At 57.8% G+C, this 15264-nt stretch carries 20 protein-coding genes and 1 other RNA gene; 9 read left to right on the top strand and 12 right to left on the bottom strand.

Going from position 1 to position 15264, the window contains the following annotated elements:
• Window positions 1-43: 43 nt before the first annotated feature.
• Together glnK and amtB are read left to right on the top strand one after the other, a co-directional pair.
• Complete coding sequence (gene glnK, locus PVE98_RS14995) at window positions 44-382, top strand: P-II family nitrogen regulator (protein WP_033752690.1); 339 nt, start codon at window positions 44-46, stop codon at window positions 380-382.
• A 33-nt stretch (window positions 383-415) separates the two neighbouring features.
• On the top strand, window positions 416-1702 hold the full coding sequence (amtB, locus tag PVE98_RS14990; RefSeq protein ID WP_096072705.1) for an ammonium transporter AmtB: 1287 nt from the start codon (window positions 416-418) through the stop codon (window positions 1700-1702).
• Between the two features lie 95 nt (window positions 1703-1797).
• On the opposite strand, the gene tesB is transcribed toward amtB, so the two are convergent.
• On the bottom strand, window positions 1798-2661 hold the full coding sequence (gene tesB / locus PVE98_RS14985; protein ID WP_096072706.1) for an acyl-CoA thioesterase II: 864 nt from the start codon (window positions 2659-2661) through the stop codon (window positions 1798-1800).
• 200 nt (window positions 2662-2861) lie between these two features.
• Between tesB and PVE98_RS14980 the strand changes: the two genes are divergently transcribed.
• Window positions 2862-3419, top strand: a complete 558-nt coding sequence (locus PVE98_RS14980) for a YbaY family lipoprotein (protein ID WP_033788821.1) — start codon at window positions 2862-2864, stop codon at window positions 3417-3419.
• A gap of 32 nt (window positions 3420-3451) precedes the next feature.
• On the opposite strand, the gene PVE98_RS14975 is transcribed toward PVE98_RS14980, so the two are convergent.
• Window positions 3452-3763, bottom strand: a complete 312-nt coding sequence (locus PVE98_RS14975) for an MGMT family protein (RefSeq protein ID WP_033752684.1) — start codon at window positions 3761-3763, stop codon at window positions 3452-3454.
• Between the two features lie 166 nt (window positions 3764-3929).
• On the opposite strand from PVE98_RS14975, the gene ffs reads away from it, so the two are divergent.
• An RNA gene (gene ffs, locus PVE98_RS14970) (signal recognition particle sRNA small type) lies at window positions 3930-4026 on the top strand.
• Between the two features lie 126 nt (window positions 4027-4152).
• On the opposite strand, the gene PVE98_RS14965 is transcribed toward ffs, so the two are convergent.
• The 3 genes from PVE98_RS14965 to PVE98_RS14955 all read right to left on the bottom strand — a co-directional run bounded on the left by PVE98_RS14965 (window position 4153) and on the right by PVE98_RS14955 (window position 5274).
• The gene (locus PVE98_RS14965) at window positions 4153-4371 is read right to left on the bottom strand and encodes an HHA domain-containing protein (RefSeq protein ID WP_033752683.1); all 219 of its coding nucleotides are present in this window, start codon (window positions 4369-4371) and stop codon (window positions 4153-4155) included.
• A 23-nt stretch (window positions 4372-4394) separates the two neighbouring features.
• Window positions 4395-4772, bottom strand: coding sequence for an Hha toxicity modulator TomB (gene tomB, locus PVE98_RS14960; protein WP_033752682.1), 378 nt, complete (start codon window positions 4770-4772; stop codon window positions 4395-4397).
• 148 nt (window positions 4773-4920) lie between these two features.
• Complete coding sequence (locus PVE98_RS14955; protein ID WP_051905629.1) at window positions 4921-5274, bottom strand: hypothetical protein; 354 nt, start codon at window positions 5272-5274, stop codon at window positions 4921-4923.
• A gap of 348 nt (window positions 5275-5622) precedes the next feature.
• Between PVE98_RS14955 and PVE98_RS14950 the strand changes: the two genes are divergently transcribed.
• The 3 genes from PVE98_RS14950 to PVE98_RS14940 are packed head-to-tail and all read left to right on the top strand — an operon-like array spanning window position 5623 to window position 8018.
• On the top strand, window positions 5623-6291 hold the full coding sequence (locus PVE98_RS14950) for a metal ABC transporter ATP-binding protein (RefSeq protein ID WP_033752680.1): 669 nt from the start codon (window positions 5623-5625) through the stop codon (window positions 6289-6291).
• On the top strand, window positions 6288-7127 hold the full coding sequence (locus PVE98_RS14945; RefSeq protein WP_033752679.1) for a metal ABC transporter permease: 840 nt from the start codon (window positions 6288-6290) through the stop codon (window positions 7125-7127). Before PVE98_RS14950 ends, PVE98_RS14945 begins: the two co-directional genes overlap by 4 nt.
• Window positions 7128-7139: 12 nt before the next feature.
• Window positions 7140-8018 carry a metal ABC transporter substrate-binding protein gene (locus PVE98_RS14940; protein ID WP_333620459.1) on the top strand — a complete coding sequence of 293 codons (879 nt, stop codon included), beginning with the start codon at window positions 7140-7142 and terminating at the stop codon, window positions 8016-8018.
• A 41-nt stretch (window positions 8019-8059) separates the two neighbouring features.
• Here the strand turns inward: PVE98_RS14940 and ykgO are convergent, their stop codons facing one another.
• From ykgO to PVE98_RS14920, 4 genes are all read right to left on the bottom strand, one after another.
• On the bottom strand, window positions 8060-8200 hold the full coding sequence (gene ykgO, locus PVE98_RS14935; RefSeq protein ID WP_071997379.1) for a type B 50S ribosomal protein L36: 141 nt from the start codon (window positions 8198-8200) through the stop codon (window positions 8060-8062).
• 11 nt (window positions 8201-8211) lie between these two features.
• The gene (locus PVE98_RS14930) at window positions 8212-8463 is read right to left on the bottom strand and encodes a type B 50S ribosomal protein L31 (RefSeq protein ID WP_033752676.1); all 252 of its coding nucleotides are present in this window, start codon (window positions 8461-8463) and stop codon (window positions 8212-8214) included.
• Window positions 8464-8667: 204 nt separating this feature from the next.
• Window positions 8668-11823 (bottom strand): efflux RND transporter permease subunit, encoded by a 3156-nt coding sequence (locus PVE98_RS14925; protein WP_407568519.1) that lies wholly within the window; start codon window positions 11821-11823, stop codon window positions 8668-8670.
• Between the two features lie 16 nt (window positions 11824-11839).
• A complete protein-coding gene (locus PVE98_RS14920; RefSeq protein ID WP_033752673.1) occupies window positions 11840-13042 on the bottom strand; it encodes an efflux RND transporter periplasmic adaptor subunit in 1203 nt (400 codons plus the stop codon).
• Window positions 13043-13184: 142 nt separating this feature from the next.
• Between PVE98_RS14920 and acrR the strand changes: the two genes are divergently transcribed.
• The gene (acrR, locus tag PVE98_RS14915) at window positions 13185-13829 is read left to right on the top strand and encodes a multidrug efflux transporter transcriptional repressor AcrR (RefSeq protein ID WP_407568518.1); all 645 of its coding nucleotides are present in this window, start codon (window positions 13185-13187) and stop codon (window positions 13827-13829) included.
• Here acrR and rsmS read toward each other — a convergent pair.
• Genes rsmS through priC form a run of 3 tightly spaced genes read right to left on the bottom strand, consistent with a single transcriptional unit; the run spans window position 13820 to window position 14788 of the window.
• A complete protein-coding gene (gene rsmS, locus PVE98_RS14910; protein WP_084883987.1) occupies window positions 13820-13975 on the bottom strand; it encodes a pleiotropic regulatory protein RsmS in 156 nt (51 codons plus the stop codon). The genes acrR and rsmS overlap by 10 nt on opposite strands.
• Window positions 13976-13984: 9 nt before the next feature.
• Window positions 13985-14230 (bottom strand): GlsB/YeaQ/YmgE family stress response membrane protein, encoded by a 246-nt coding sequence (locus PVE98_RS14905; RefSeq protein WP_096072710.1) that lies wholly within the window; start codon window positions 14228-14230, stop codon window positions 13985-13987.
• A 36-nt stretch (window positions 14231-14266) separates the two neighbouring features.
• The gene (gene priC, locus PVE98_RS14900) at window positions 14267-14788 is read right to left on the bottom strand and encodes a primosomal replication protein PriC (protein WP_096072711.1); all 522 of its coding nucleotides are present in this window, start codon (window positions 14786-14788) and stop codon (window positions 14267-14269) included.
• Window positions 14789-14844: 56 nt separating this feature from the next.
• On the opposite strand from priC, the gene PVE98_RS14895 reads away from it, so the two are divergent.
• Window positions 14845-15234 carry a DUF454 family protein gene (locus PVE98_RS14895; protein WP_033752668.1) on the top strand — a complete coding sequence of 130 codons (390 nt, stop codon included), beginning with the start codon at window positions 14845-14847 and terminating at the stop codon, window positions 15232-15234.
• Window positions 15235-15264 lie beyond the last annotated feature (30 nt).

Below are 15264 nucleotides of genomic sequence, written 5' to 3'. Positions count from 1 at the left end.
GTGTCTGAGGCGACTCACTTGTCTATTACCCGGAGGGGATGCAATGAAGCTGGTTACCGTGGTCATCAAACCGTTCAAACTGGAGGATGTGCGCGAAGCTCTCTCCTCTATCGGCATTCAGGGGCTGACCGTCTCTGAAGTTAAAGGGTTCGGTCGCCAGAAAGGCCATGCAGAGCTCTATCGCGGCGCCGAGTACAGCGTGAACTTTCTGCCCAAGGTCAAGATCGACGTCGCGATCGCCGACGACCAGCTCGACGAAGTGGTGGATGTGATCAGCAAAGCGGCCTATACCGGCAAGATCGGTGACGGCAAAATTTTTGTCGCCGAGCTGCAGCGCGTTATTCGTATTCGTACCGGTGAAACCGACGAAGCAGCGCTCTAATTTCGGCTACGTTATCTGATGGGATGGAAAAAAATGAATAAAGCACTCACCTTGTTGGGCCTCATCAGCCTGTCGCTGTTACCGTCGCTGGCGATGGCTGCGCCTGCCGTAGCGGATAAGGCCGACAACGCATTTATGATGATTTGCACCGCGCTGGTGCTGTTTATGACGATTCCAGGGATCGCGCTGTTTTACGGCGGTCTGATTCGCGGCAAAAACGTGCTCTCTATGCTGACGCAGGTGGCGGTGACTTTTGCACTGGTCTGCATGCTGTGGATCGTGTACGGCTATTCGCTGGCCTTTAGCGAAGGCAACGCCTTCTTCGGCAGCTTCCAGTGGGCGATGCTGAAAAACATCGAGCTGAAAGCGGTAATGGGCAGTTTCTATCAGTATATCCACGTGGCGTTCCAGGCGTCGTTCGCCTGTATCACCGTGGGTCTGATCGTCGGCGCCATCGCCGAGCGTATTCGCTTCTCCGCCGTGCTGATTTTTGTCGGCGTGTGGGTAACGCTGGCCTATCTGCCGATTGCGCACATGGTCTGGGCGGGCGGTTTTCTTGCGCAGGATGGCGCGCTGGACTTCGCCGGCGGCACCGTGGTGCATATTAACGCCGCTATCGCGGGTCTGGTCGGCGCCTATCTGGTGGGCAAACGCGCCGGCTTCGGCAAAGAGGCGTTCAAACCGCATAATCTGCCGATGGTCTTCACCGGCACGGCGATCCTCTATGTGGGCTGGTTCGGCTTCAACGCCGGCTCCGCCTCCGCCGCTAACGAAATTGCCGCGCTGGCCTTCCTGAACACTGTGGTAGCGACCGCAGGCGCGGTGCTGTCATGGACCTTCGGCGAATGGGCGGTGCGCGGTAAACCGTCACTGTTGGGCGCCTGTTCGGGCTTTATCGCCGGCCTGGTGGCCATTACTCCGGCCTGCGGCTATGTGGGCGTCGGCGGCGCGCTGATTATCGGCCTGGTGGGCGGTCTGGCCGGGCTGTGGGGCGTGACCTCGCTGAAGAAAATGCTGCGCGTGGACGACCCGTGCGACGTCTTCGGCGTGCACGGCGTGTGCGGCATCGTCGGCTGTATCCTGACCGGCGTATTCGCCTCTTCTTCGCTGGGCGGCGTCGGCTATGCGGAAGGCGTCACCATGGGCCATCAGGTATGGGTGCAGCTGTTCAGCGTCGGCGTAACGATCGTCTGGTCTGCGGTGGTCGCCTTTATCGGCTTTAAGCTGGCGGATATGATTGTCGGCCTGCGCGTGCCGGAAGAGCAGGAGCGCGAAGGTCTGGACGTCAACAGCCACGGCGAGAACGCTTACAACCAGTAAGCTGCTGGGCAAGAAAAGCAGTGCGCTAAAAACAGAAAAAACAAAAAGGGGCGACGATTCGCCCCTTATTTTTTGCTTTTGCGCGGCCTGATAGCTTATACGCTGCGCTGACGCATCACGCCTTCCTGCACGGTCGAGGCGACCAGCACGCCCTGCTGGTTATAGAACTCGCCGCGCACAAAACCGCGCGCTCCGGAGGCCGAGGTGCTCACCACGCTGTAGAGCAGCCAGTCGCTGAAGTTGAACGGGCGGTGAAACCACATCGAATGGTCGATGGTAGCGACCTGCATATCTGCCTCAAGAAATCCTTTGCCGTGCGGCTGCAGCGCCACCGGCAGAAAGTTGAGATCGGAGGCGTAGCCCAGCAGGTACTGGTGAATGCGCAAATCGGCAGGCAGCCCGCCGTTGGCGCGGATCCAGACCTGACGTACCGGCTCGTCGACGCGGCCTTTCAGCGGATTGTGGATCTGAACCGGGCGTATCTCCAGCGGCCGCTCGGCGATAAACTTCTCCCGCACCTTTTCCGGCAGCAGATGCGCCATCTTTTGCGCCAGATCCTGCTCCGACGCCAGCGTCTCCGGGCCGGGCACTTCAGGCATCGCGTTTTGATGCTCGAAGCCGCTCTCGGGCGCCTGGAAAGAGGCGGTCATATAGAAAATAGGCTGCCCGTTCTGTACCGCGCTGACGCGGCGCGCGCTAAAGCTTTTGCCGTCGCGCAGGGTTTCCACATCGTAAATAATGCCTTTCTTGCTGTCGCCCGGCCGTAAAAAGTAGCTGTGGAAAGAGTGGATAATACGCTCTTCCGGCACGGTCTGTTTCGCCGCGTAGAGCGCCTGGCCGACCACCTGACCGCCAAACACCTGACGCAGTCCTAAATCCTCGCTCTGGCCGCGAAAGAGACCCTCTTCCAGCTTTTCCAGATTTAATAAATTCAGCAGATTTTGCAGCGCCTGGCTCATAGTGCAATCCTCACAAAGTTAACCCGCTCAGTGTGAAAGATCCGACCAGTTGCCGTCAATCAAAGAGTGCAGCGGACGCCACGCGGGGAGAGAGAGGAAATATCTGGATTTTATGCCAGGATTAACCACATAAGGCGAATGAAACCCCAGGCGATAAATTCGCAGCCGATAATCATAGTGATCAGATGGAGACGACATCAATGAAACTCTGGCAAGTGGTAAGTGGTATTACCTTGATTGCAGCTGCCGCAGGCTGTGCCGATCACAGCAAGCCGGTACCGGTACCGACGCTGGGCGCCAGCGCGGCAGGGCAACAGGCGGCGATTGCGCAGCCTAACGTGAGCGGTTCGGTCTATATTCGTCAGCGGATCGCATTGCCGCCTGACGCGGTGCTGACGGTCACGCTCTCCGACGCGACAGTAGCGAACGCGCCGTCGAAAGTGCTGTCGCAGCGCGCCGTACACACACAGGGCAAGCAGGCGCCGTTCCAGTTCGTGCTGCCGTTTAACCCGGCGGATATCCAGCCCAACGCGCGTATTCTGCTGAGCGCGGCTATTACCATCGACGGCAAGCTGGCCTTTATCACCGATTCGGTGAAACCGGTCATCAACCAGGGCGGCACCAAAGCGGAACTGCTGCTGGTGCCAGTACCGCAAACCGCGCTGCCTACGCAGCCCGGCGCGGTCAGCACTGTGCCCTCGACCTCGCCGACTCAGGTCACGCCATCTTCCGCCGTGCCTGCACCAACCAGTCTGTAATCATCTCAGAGCGGGGCGGTTTCGCCCCGCTGTCAGGGCTGCCAGCGATAAACATCCAGCGCGACGCGCCCGTCGTCACTTATTTCAATGCCTTCCGCCGCCAGCGCGTCGCGTTGTCTTAACAAATCGTCGCCCTGTAGCGAAATGGTGCCGTGACGGTTAATGACGCGATGCCACGGCAGCCGACTGCCGACGGGCAAACGACGCAGTACGCCACCCACCTGACGCGCCGCACGCGGCGAACCCGCCAGCCGGGCGATATCGCCATAGGTAGCGACTTTGCCTGGCGGAATAGCGGCCACGATGTGCCATATGCGCTGCTGAAAACTCTCTTGCGGATCCATAACGACCTTGCGCAGAAGCAAAAACGCTACTGTAGCACAGCCATGCGGCCCTCTGGCGAGACGCATTGTTCAAGAAAACAACGGTCATCCGGTCGGCGCTTGCAATTGCCGGGGGCTTCCCTGATAATGCCCCCGCCTTCGAAAGAGGGCTTGTCAATGGAGGCTCTGTTGGTCCTCCCGCAATGCTAACTTGTGAACTCGGTCAGGTCCGGAAGGAAGCAGCCGCAGCAGGCGACGCGTGTGCCGGGATGTGGCTGGCAGGGCCTCCACCACTTTCTCCTCTCGGAAAATCCCCAGACGTCTCTCATAACCGCCACTCCATGGCCAGTTAAAGATTTATTCAGAATAAAGCGGGTGTGTTGTAGCTAAGAGGAAGGAAAAACAGTGTGTTAACGCACAAACTTCCATACCGAGCCAGGAACTTTATCGTAAAGCTTATTCATCGTCAGTTCAGCCAGACGATGATCGGCAGCGGAGTAAAATACCGCCAGTTCGTCATCGGATAATTCGTACTTATTCTTTTCAATCACGCGTTCGAGCGTATCGATCGAGCGGCAGCGTCTCAGCCGCATCAAATAATCAGTTTTAGTCAGATTTTTATCGTTCATAAATAAACCGGTCTCGTGTTTACCTAAATGGAGTGACTGGGTTGCTGAAGGAAAGCGCACTCTTCGCTAAAAAGATTAAATAAGCGTCGGGCGGAACGCTGCCACCGATTCAGATCCTGGGCATTGATACCGTAATTAGTGAATAGCATAAAGGTATCGTCAAGATAGTCGTCGATTTGCGTTATCAGATCTTCATCTTCAGCATGCTTAATTTTGTAATTCATCGTGAAAGAAGCAATGTGCTCAATCAAATCATTAAGCTGTAAATTGTTCTCAGAAGTCGGGTCGTTAACCCAGCCGTGATGGCTGTCGGTCAGCGTCGCCATGCTTTCGTCAAACAGGCTCTCACACAGGAATTTAAGCTGGGCAATATCATGCCGTTTCGGTGAGTACTCGTCCATCTTTTTCCCCTCCATAGCTTGCACGGATACCGCAACGCGGCGAGTTAAGGTTAAGCGGCCAGGAAGTGATTACGAATAGCGGTCAGAGCTTGGGATACATTAAATATAAAACACAATCATTAGATTTGCTCACCTCAATTACCAAATATTACAATTCGTCAGCGGGTGAAGGTTGCTGGCTCTCTATGAGCTCAAACTCAAGTCTGCCGGGAAGAACCTGAAACAGAACCTGTTCTTCGCGAGTAAAAACTTCATTTAAATCCAGGCAAGGACTAAATATATGTCCATCGAATTGATAAAGCATTTTAAAACGATTGCTGGCTAACTTTTCTACAGACTTTATTTTAAAACTCTCTGGAACTAACTGCGCGTGCGGTGAATACCATTGCAAATCACCTGCCAGAGGTTGCGCTATTTTGGGAATATTCCGTTGGATAAACGCCGTTAATTCTGGGACGGACGGGTTATCCGGGTTGATATTGCTTTCAAGCTGCAGAGACATTTCATTTACCGCTCAATAGATTGTTAAACCGATCATTAGACTTGTGCAACCACTTTGCAACTCCTCTCTTAACGACAAAACCTATTGTTATTATTCGTAAAGCTTTTTTCCTCGCTGAATCAGATAAATGGCATCTCCTTTTAAGAAGACGTACAGAACTGCTGATACCTTTTGAAACATATTGCATGCACACCTCGCGCTAAAACCAGGATAGATTATTGTTATGTTATAACATAATGAGTGAGTTATGAATCAGAGCGGAATGCTGCTTTCACTGGGCGGACGAGTCGCTGTCGCCTTGTTCATCGTCGTCCTGCTGGCGCTGGCGATAAAGTGGGGAGTCGCATCATGATGCGCTTCGCCCAGCTGCAGGCTGGCTATCAGAACAGGGCAGTAACGCCGGTCATTAATGCCGAATTAACCTTTGGCAGCATGACGGCGCTGGTCGGCGCCAACGGCAGCGGCAAATCAACGCTGCTAAAAACCATCGCCGGACTGATAAAACCGGTTGCCGGAAAGTGCGAGCTGCAACTTCCCCGCAAGGCTATCGGCTGGATGCCGCAGCGCAGCGAGCTGGAGACGCGCTTTCCGTTAACCGTTTTTGAACTGGTGTCGATCGGCTGCTGGCCGCGCTGCGGCTGGTTTGGCGGCATCAGCCGCAGCATGCGCCGGGAGATCGAGCAAGCGCTGGATGCGGTGCAGATGCGCGATTTCGCCAGCGCGCAGCCCGCCACGCTGTCGGGCGGTCAGCTGCAGCGCGTGCTGTTCGCCCGGCTGCTGCTGCAGCGCAGCGCGCTGTGGCTGCTGGATGAGCCTTTTAACGGCATCGACAGCAAAACCGTGACGCTGCTGATGTCGATCCTGCAACAGCAGCGACAGGCGGGCACCACGCTGCTGGTGGTGCTGCACGACCGCCCGCTGGTAGAGCGCTATTTCAGCGAGGTGCTGTCGCTGGACGATGCTGGCGAACACTCTGCCAGAGAGGCGTCGGTCGCATTGCGGAGCCCGGCTTTATGACGCTGATTCAGCCTTTTATCGAATTCGGCTTTATGCGGCGCGCGCTGATCGCCTGCGTGGCGCTGGCGGTCAGCGCCACGCCGCTCGGCGTCTTTTTGTCGCTGCGTCGCATGAGCCTGATTGGCGACGCGCTGTCGCACGCGGTTTTGCCGGGCGCGGCCATCGGCTATCTGATATCGGGCCTGTCGCTGGTGGCGATGGGCGTTGGCGGGCTTATCGCCGGGCTGGCGGTGGCGCTGCTCTCCGGCGCGGTAAGTCGCTACACGCCGCTGAAAGAGGACGCCAGCTTTGCCGGTTTCTACCTGGGCTCGCTGGCGCTCGGCGTGACGCTGGTATCGCTGCGCGGCTCGAGCGTCGATCTGCTGCATGTGCTGTTCGGCTCGCTGCTGGCGGTGGATAAGCCGGCGCTGCTGCTGGTCGGCGCTATTGCCGCCTTTACCCTGCTGATGCTGGCGGCGATCTACCGGCCGCTGGTGATTGACGCTTTCGATCCCGATTTTCTGCGCGCGCAGGGCAAATGGAGCGCGCCGCTGGTGCACGGCCTGTTTCTGCTATTAGTGGTGCTGAATCTGGTGGCGGGCTTTCAGGTGCTCGGCACGCTGATGTCGGTCGGGCTGATGATGCTGCCCGCCGCCAGCGCCCGATTCTGGAGCCGGCATCTGGCATGGATGCTCGCCGCTGCGATGGGGCTGGCGATCGCCGCGGCCGTTATCGGACTGATGCTCTCCTGGCGCTTCTCGCTGCCGGCGGGCCCGGCGGTGGTGCTAAGCGCCGCGCTGCTCTTTTTTCTTTCTATTCTGGCAGGTCCATGCGGCGGCCTTCTGCGCCGTCATTAAACAGGGGTATTTATGAAGAAGTTACCGTTAAGCCTGGCGATCGGCGCGCTGCTGATCAGCCCGCTATCCATGGCGAAAACCGTGAATGTCGTCGCCAGTTTTACCGTACTGGCGGATATCGTGAAGCAGGTAGGCGGCGAACACGTGAACGTAAAATCGCTGGTCGGACCGAATGGCGATCCCCATACCTTTGAGCCGACGCCGCAGGATAGTCAGGCGCTGGCCAGCGCGGATCTGGTCATCGTCAGCGGTCTGGGACTGGAGGGATGGATGGATCGTCTGGTGAGCGCTTCGGGCTATAAAGGCGACGCCGTGGTGGCCTCGCGCGGGATAGCGACGCGCACGATGGAAGAGGAGGGGAAAACCATGGCCGATCCCCACGCGTGGAATAGCATGCACAACGGCGTCATCTACGCCGCCAACGTGATGAACGCGCTAATTAAGGCGGATCCGCAAGACGCCGATGCGATTCGCCGCAGCGGCGAAAAGTATATTCAGCAGCTGCAGACGCTGGACGGCTGGGCAAAAACCGCCTTTGCGGCGATACCGGCGGCGAAGCGCAAGGTGCTGACCAGCCACGACGCGTTTGGCTATTTCGGGCAGCGCTACGGCGTGACCTTTCTGGCGCCGGTCGGCTTCTCTACCGAAGCGGAAGCGAGCGCCAGCCAGGTCGGTGGGCTGATCCAGCAGCTCAAGGCTGAGCATATCCATAGCTATTTTATTGAAAATCAAACCGACCCACGCCTGGTGAAGCAGATCGCCAGCGCAACCGGCGCGCAGCCGGGCGGCGAGCTCTATCCAGAAGCGCTGTCGCAGCCTTCCGGTCCTGCGCCCACCTATGTCGCGGCGTTCCGTCACAATGTCGAAGCGATGATCCGCAGCATGAAATAAAAAAGGCCGGGGATTTCCCCGGCCAGCTGTCACGACACTCACTAACGTTTCTTCTTTCTTCCCTGCACCGCTTTAAAGCGCGGATTCGATTTGCAAATCACAAAAACGCGTCCGTGACGGCGCACGATCTTGCAATCCTTATGGCGCTTTTTGGCCGACGCCAGTGAACTCAATACCTGCATCTGTAGCGTCCTTATTTATTAAGAAAACGGCCGAAGCGCTGGTTGAAGCGTGCGGCGCTCCCCTCTTTGGCGAACTCTTTCTGCTTGCCGGTGTAGTAGGGGTGGGAAGCAGACGAGACGTCCAGCGTCATATAGGGCAGGGTTTCGCCTTCAAAATCGATGGTACGCTCGGTTTTAATGGTGGAGCCGATTTTGAAATATTTATCGACGGTTGTGTCGTGGAACACCACAGGACGATAGTCAGGATGAATAGTCGGTTTCATAACGCCTCGCAAATGTTATGTTATAAAGTAACAATATTATGGCGCGCGTTGGCGATAAATGCAACCTGTGTCGGCTACGATGGCGAAAAGATCCCTGAGCGATCTTTTGAGGGATTACTCGCGGGTAAGCGAGTGAAGAGGGGCGAACAGGCGCGCCAGCAATAAAAAAGGCCGCTTGCGCGGCCTTTTGTCATTCAGCAAAGATTAATGCTGATGGCTCTGTTCGGTTGGGTGACCTTTTTCCAGCTCCGCTTTGTTCTTGCCGAAGCGGCGGCGCACCACCACGAAGAAGACCGGAACGAAGAAGATCGCCAGCGCGGTCGCCGTCACCATCCCGCCCATTACGCCGGTACCGACGGCGTTCTGCGCGCCGGAACCTGCGCCGGTGCTGATCGCCAGCGGCAACACGCCGAGGATAAAGGCGAGCGAGGTCATCAGAATCGGACGCAGACGCATACGACAGGCTTCCAGCGTCGCCTCTACCAGACCTTTGCCCTCTTTCTCCATCAAATCCTTGGCGAATTCGACGATCAGAATGGCGTTCTTCGCCGATAGCCCGACGGTGGTCAACAGACCCACCACGAAGTAAACGTCGTTGCTTAGTCCGCGCAGCGTGGTAAAGATCAGCGCGCCGATAACCCCGAGCGGCACCACCAGCATGACCGAGAACGGAATCGACCAGCTCTCATAGAGCGCCGCCAGACAGAGGAAGACCACAATCAGCGAGATCGCATAGAGCGCAGGCGCCTGGTTGCCGGAGAGGCGTTCCTGATAGGACATGCCGGTCCAGTCATAGCCGATGCCCGCAGGCAGTTTCGAGGCCAGCTCTTCCATCAGGTTCATGGCGTCGCCAGAACTCTTGCCTGGCGCAGCCTGGCCCAGAATCTCCATTGACGGCAGACCGTTATAGCGCTCCAGACGCGGCGAACCGTACTGCCACTTCGCCGACGAGAAGGCGGAGAAGGGCACCATGTTGCCGCTGCTGTTGCGCACGTACCATTTGCTGATATCGTCAGGCAGCATACGATCTTTGGCTTCGCCCATCACGTAGACCTTCTTCACGCGGCCGCGATCGATAAAGTCATTGACGTAAGAGCCGCCCCAGGCGGAACCGAGCGTGGTGTTAATATCGGAAAGCGATACCCCCAGCGCCTGCGCTTTTTCCTGATCGATAGTCAGCTTGTACTGCGGCGTATCTTCCAGGCCGTTGGGACGCACGCCCACCAGCGTATCGGAGTGTTGCGCCACCATACCCAGCAGCTGGTTACGCGCTTCGGTCAGTTTTTCATGGCCAAGGTTGTTCTGGTCGATCAGCTCAAAGTCGAAGCCGGTGGCGTTACCCAGTTCGATAATCGCCGGCAGGTTGAACGGGAACACCATCGCATCTTTGATCTGGCCCAGCGCGCCCATAGCGCGACCGGCGATAGCCGGCACCTTCAGATCGCTGCTGCTGCGTTCATCCCAGGGTTTCAGACTGACGAAGGCGATACCGGTGTTCTGACCGCGGCCGGAGAAGCCGAAGCCGTTAACGGTAAACACCGACTTCACGCTGTCCTTCTCTTTATTCAGGAAGTAGTCCGTGATCTGATCCATAACCTTCTGCGTACGCTCCTGCGTCGCGCCCGCAGGCAGCTGCGCCTGAGCGAGCAGCTGGCCCTGATCCTCTTCCGGCAGGAAGGAGGAGGGGAGACGCAGGAACAGATACGCCATGCCCACCACGATCACCAGATAGATCAACAGATAGCGACCGGTGCTGCGCACGATATGGTTGACGCTGTCGACGTAATGGTTGGTGCTCTTGTCGAACAGGCGGTTAAACCAGCCGAAGAAACCGGTGGTTTTGCCGTGATCGCCTTTCTTGATCGGCTTCAGCATTGTGGCGCAGAGCGCCGGCGTCAGGATCAACGCCACCAGCACCGACAGCGCCATCGCAGAAACGATGGTAATAGAGAATTGACGGTAGATAACGCCGGTTGAGCCGCCGAAGAAGGCCATCGGGATAAAGACCGCCGCGAGCACCAGCGCGATACCGACCAGCGCGCCCTGAATCTGCTCCATTGAGACCTTGGTCGCCTCTTTCGGCGGCAGGCCATCTTCGGCCATCACGCGCTCAACGTTCTCCACGACCACGATGGCGTCATCCACCAGCAGGCCGATGGCGAGCACCATACCGAACATCGTCAGCGTGTTTATCGAGTAGCCGAAGGCGCTGATGATAGCGAAGGTGCCGAGCAGCACCACCGGCACCGCGATAGTCGGGATCAGCGTGGCGCGGAAGTTCTGCAGGAAGAGATACATGACCAGGAACACCAGCACGATCGCTTCAAACAGGGTTTTCACCACTTCGAAGATCGAGATCTTAACGAACGGCGTGGTGTCATAGGGGTAAACCACTTTCAGGCCGGCCGGGAAGGTCGACTGAAGTTTGCCCAGCTCCGCCTTCACCGCGTTGGCGGTATCCAGCGCGTTCGCGCCGGTCGCCAGTTTGATACCGATACCGGAAGCCGGTTTGCCGTTATAGCGCGCGATAACCTCGTAGTTCTCGCCGCCCAGCTCGATTTTCGCTACGTCGCGCAGGCGAACCTGCGAGCCGTCGGTATTCACCTTCAGCAGGATCTTGCCGAATTCGTCGGTCGAGGTGAGACGCGTCTGGGCGATAATCGAGGCGTTGAGCTGCTGGTTCGGTGCGGCAGGCGCGCCGCCAAGCTGACCCGCCGCGACCTGGGCGTTCTGCGTATTGATGGCGCTAATGACGTCGACCGGCGTCAGCTGGTAGTTATTCAGCTTGGCCGGGTCCATCCAGATACGCATCGCATACTGCGCACCGAAGATCTGGGTATCGCCCACGCCGGTGGTACGGCTGATGGGGTCCTTGATATTCGATGCGACGAAGTCGGAGATATCGTTCTGGGTCATTGAGCCGTCATCGCTGACGAAACCCGCCACCATCAGGAAGCTGCTGGAGGATTTCTGCACCTGAATACCCTGCTGCTGCACTTCCTGCGGCAGCAGCGGCATCGCCAGCTGCAGTTTGTTCTGCACCTGGACCTGCGCGATATCGGGATCGGTGCCGGATTCAAAGCTCAGGGTCAGCTGCAGGTTACCGGAAGAATCACTGTTTGATGAGAAGTACATCAGCCCATCAATACCGTTCATATTCTGTTCGATAACCTGCGTCACGGAGTCCTGCAGCGTTTTCGCATCGGCGCCCGGATAGGCGGCACGAATCTGCACGGCCGGCGGAGCAACGTTGGGATATTGCTCGATCGGCAGCTTAAGAATCGATAGCGCACCCGCCAGCATCACGATGATGGCGATTACCCACGCAAAGATGGGGCGATCGATAAAGAACTTAGCCATGTATCAACGGCTCCTGTTAAGACGAAGTTTTTTCAGACTGGGTCTGAGATTGCGCGTTCGCGTCAGATTTCTGCTCGGCAGAGACTTCCTGCGGCGTCACCTGAGCGCCTGGCTTCGCGCGCTGCGTGCCGACGCTGATCACGCGTTCACCCTCTTTCAGACCAGAGGTCACCAGCCATTTGTCGCCGATCGCCTGCGCGGCGTTGACGCTGCGCACTTCAACCTTGTTGTCCGCGCCAACCACCATCACGGTCGCCTGACCGGTCGGGGTGCGGGCGACGGCCTGCTGCGGAACCAGCAGCGCATTCGGGTTGGTGCCTTCCTCCAGACGGGCGCGGACGAACATGCCCGGCAGCAGTTTGTGATCCGGGTTCGGCACGATAGCGCGCAGGGTGATAGAGCCGGTGGTTTCGTCAACCGTGACGTCGGAAAACTCCAGCGTGCCTTTCTGCGGCGATTCGCTGCCGTCCTGCATCAGCAGGGTAACGGTCGCTTTGCCGTCGACCTGTTTCAACTGGCCAGATTCCAGCTCCGCGCGCAGGCGCATAAATTCGTCGCTGGACTGGGTGACGTCGACATACATCGGATCGAGCTGCTGCACAGTGGCCAGCGCGGTGGTCTGCGCACTCTGCACCAGCGCCCCTTCGGTCACGGACGATTTGCCGATACGACCGCTGATAGGCGAGGTCACTTTGGTGTAGGCCAGATTAATACGGGCGGTTTCGACGTTCGCTTTCGCAACCTGCACCGCAGCGGCGTTCTGCGCGGCGGTAGCGACGGCGTTATCGTAATCCTGCTGGCTGATATATTTAGTGCCGAGCAGCGGCTTGTAGCGGTTAACCGTCAGCTGCGCGATGCGGGCGTTGGCTTCTGCCTGCGCCAGATCGCCTTTCGCGCTGTCGTAGCTTGCCTGGTAGGTGGCAGGATCGATCTGATAAAGCGATTCGCCCGCTTTAATATCGCTGCCTTCCACAAAATTACGCTTCAGAATGATACCGGAAACCTGAGGGCGCACTTCAGCCACGCGATAGGCAGAGGTACGGCCCGGCAGCTCCGTGGTGATCTTCAGGGGTTCGCTTTTAAGGGTGACAACGCCCACTTCCGGCGGGTGCTGCTGGGCGGCTTGCTGGGATTTATTATCATCACATCCTGTTAACACAAAGCTGCCTGAAAGCATCAGGACGGCCGCCAGAGGCGCTAATCCTCTGTTTTTATTCATAAATAAACCTCTAGTGTCCGATATCAATTGATCAATGGATCACAAACCGATAAACCCATTGCTGCGCTAAAACCCGGGTCGTGCTATGGTACATACATTCACAAATGTATGTAAACTTGCCAGTTTGTAAAAAAAGCTCCCTATGGCACGAAAAACCAAAGCCCAAGCACTTGAAACGCGTCATCAAATTCTTGATGCCGTCCTTGCGTTATTTTCCTGCCAGGGCGTTTCCGCCACCTCGCTTGCGGATATTGCCGCAGCGGCTGGCGTAACGCGGGGCGCAATTTACTGGCACTTTAAAAATAAAGCCGATGTGTTACACGAAATCTGGCTGCGCACCGACGCTGGGCTTGATGATGTGGAACTTGAGTATCAGACAAAATACCCTGGCGATCCACTTTCTGTATTGCGCGCGATGCTGATCTATATCTTTGAAGCAACAGCAAAGGATCCGCAGCGCCGCGCGCTGATGGAGATCATCTTCCATAAGTGCGAGTTCGTCGGCGAAATGGCCGCACTGCAAATCATGCAGCAAAGCCTGCTGTCAGAGTGCTATGACAAAATAGAAGATGTTTTGAAAGAGTGCATTGAGGCAGGGCAATTACCCGTCACGCTCAATACTCGCCAGGCGGCGCTGCTGATGCGGGGCTACGTCAACGGCATGATGGAGAGCTGGCTGTTTACGCCGGAGAGCTTCGACCTGGCCGCGAGCGCGCCGCAAATCGTCGAAGCCTTTATCGATATGCTGCGTCTGAGCCCGACGTTAACCGCGTCGCATCAGGCCTGACGCTCCGCGTCGCGCTTTTTCTCGAAGTCGCGCTGCACGATCGCCAGCGCCGCCAGCACGGTGTCGGCTGGCAAGCGGTTCTCTTCCAGCAGCTGAATCAAATCTACCGCCAGTTTTATCTCGTCAGGCGCGTTTTCCAGTGACATTCTCATTCCTTATATACGCAGTTTCGCCGCTACCAGCAGCATAAGTAACGCGCCGGTCAGCGCGATGCCGAGTGCGGCGGGATGCAGCGTGGCCAGCGAGCCAAGCTCGAAATAGCTGGCGATGTAGCCGCCGACCAGCGCGCCGATTACCGCCAGCACCAGCGTGGCGACAAGGCCGCCGGGGCGTCCGGGGAAAAAGCGTCGCTTCAGCCAGCCCGCGACCGCTCCCGTGATAATCCAGGCGATGATTCCCATTTCAGGCTCCTGAACAGATGGCGCTAAGTATAGGCGTCAGAGAGCGTCGCCGCGCAGCGAAAGCGCCCAGTTCACCGCATGAATCGCCTGACGACAGCGCGCCATGCGGCCCTCCAGCACCTCGAGATCCTGCTTCAACTGCTGCTGCGCCGCCAGGCTCTCCGCCAGCGCCAGCCGCTGTTCGCGCTGGTCGATCATCGCCTGCAGCCGCCGCTCATACTCGCGATATTCTGCCAGCTTCTGCTGGCGCGGCGTCGCCGCGGGCCGTTCGCGGCGCGGGCGCAGCTGCTGCGTGTTCGCTTCGCGCTGCAGGGCGGCAATCTGATTCACCAGCTTCTCCGCCAGCCAGACGCGCTCTTGCGCATTCGACGAGGCGCAGAGCAGCTGCAGATTGCGTTCAATCTCCTGCAGATAGTCCGCCAGCCGCGTGCCGCTGGCGGTAAACAGCTGGCGGTCGAAGCGCGGCGTGCGGCAGTGGCCGTCGGGATGGCGCGCGATCTGCGTTTTAAGCGCCGCCAGGCAGGCGGCCAGGCGCTGTTGTGTGGTGGCGTCCGCCATTATCTTTTCCTTATCTGTGCTAACGTAGCGCGCATGCAAAGGATTCAGGCAAGGCTATGCAACGTATTTTACTGCTGACTCTCGGCTGGCTGGCTATCATACTCGGCGCGCTGGGCATTGTATTACCATTATTACCGACCACGCCATTCGTGCTGCTGGCGGCCTGGTGCTTCGCCCGATCGTCGCCGCGCTTTCATCACTGGCTGCTATGGCGCTCGCCGTTTGGCCGCTATCTGCGCCATTGGCAGCGCCACCGCGCGATGCCGCCGGGCGCGAAAGGGCGCGCCATGGCGCTGACGCTGGTGACCTTTTGCGTTTCGATCTGGCTGGTGAAAATTCTGTGGGTGCGCCTTTTTCTTGGCGTAATGCTCTGCTTTTTGCTGTTGATGATGTGGCGTATTCCTGTGGTGGCCGAATCGCCCGACGATCGCGCGCCGCCGCGATAAGGTTGCATTTAGCCGGCCATTTGCTTAGAT

This window comes from Pantoea sp. GABEPS69, assembly GCF_045780835.1.
Taxonomy (GTDB): Bacteria; Pseudomonadota; Gammaproteobacteria; order Enterobacterales; family Enterobacteriaceae; genus Pantoea; species Pantoea septica.
The sequence above is the reverse complement of the archived record's forward strand: the minus strand, read 5'-3'. Positions and strand labels throughout refer to the sequence as shown.